General features: G+C 42.8%; 1 protein-coding gene. It reads left to right on the top strand.

From position 1 onward, the window contains the following. Positions 1-29: 29 nt before the first annotated feature. A partial coding sequence (locus F0U47_RS22780; protein ID WP_149752350.1) for a 40S ribosomal protein S17 occupies positions 30-339 on the top strand: 310 nt, incomplete at its 3' end.

The raw sequence follows: 339 nt of genomic DNA, 5'->3' as shown, positions 1-339 counted from the left end.
GTCAAAAGCAGCGCTGTACAACTTCAGCCATGGGTCGTGTCCGGACTAAAACCGTCAAGAAAGCGGCGAAGATTATTATTGAAAAATACTATACAAGATTAACACTTGATTTTGATACAAATAAAAGAATATGTGAAGAAATCGCTATCATTCCTACCAAGCCTCTTAGGAATAAAATTGCTGGATTTGCCACACATTTAATGAGGCGTCTCAGACACTCGCAAGTGCGAGGAATCTCTATCAAACTTCAGGAAGAGGAGCGTGAGAGGCGTGACAACTATGTCCCAGAAGTGTCTGCTCTCGAACATGACATCATCGAATTAGACCCCGACACCAAGG

Origin of the sequence: Nocardioides antri, from assembly GCF_008373765.1 — a bacterium.
GTDB lineage: Bacteria > Actinomycetota > Actinomycetes > Propionibacteriales > Nocardioidaceae > Nocardioides > Nocardioides antri.
Note: the sequence above shows the minus strand (reverse complement) of the source record. Positions and strands in the feature narration are given on the sequence as shown.